This window comes from Thioclava kandeliae (genome assembly GCF_040297545.1).
GTDB lineage: Bacteria > Pseudomonadota > Alphaproteobacteria > Rhodobacterales > Rhodobacteraceae > Thioclava > Thioclava kandeliae.
On sequence record NZ_JAYWLC010000100.1, the window covers coordinates 1 to 514 of the forward strand.

The 514-nt window shown below is 38.3% G+C and carries 1 protein-coding gene; it reads left to right on the forward strand.

All coding sequences use genetic code 11. The features are described from left to right. Positions 1-514 (forward strand): ATP-binding cassette domain-containing protein (locus VSX56_RS20810; RefSeq protein WP_350939395.1); only part of this gene is annotated, 514 nt, incomplete at both ends.

Below are 514 nucleotides of genomic sequence, written 5' to 3' on the forward strand. Positions count from 1 at the left end.
ATGAATATCATTACTGGTCAGCTTATTCATGACCAAGGTCGCGTAGAATGGACACCGGGCACACATTACGGCTACTTAGATCAGCATACTGTTTTAACGCCTGGGCGTACAATTCGTGACGTACTAGCGGATGCATTTTTACTGTTATTCGAAAAGGAAAAAGCTTTAAATGAAGTTACAGAAAAAATGGGAACTGCTACACCAGAAGAACTAGAAGAACTTCTTGAGCAAATGGCAGAAATACAAGATGCACTTGAAGCAGGTGGATTCTACTTACTAGATATGAAAATTGAAGAGGCTGCACGTGGTCTTGGAATTGATGCAATTGGTTTAGATCGTGATGTTTCAGCACTAAGTGGTGGACAACGTACAAAGGTATTGCTTGCAAAGCTATTACTTGAACAGCCAGAAGTGTTATTGCTTGATGAACCTACTAACTATTTAGACGTTGAACATATTCATTGGTTAACAAATTATTTAAAAGAATACCCACATGCATTCTTATTGATTTCTC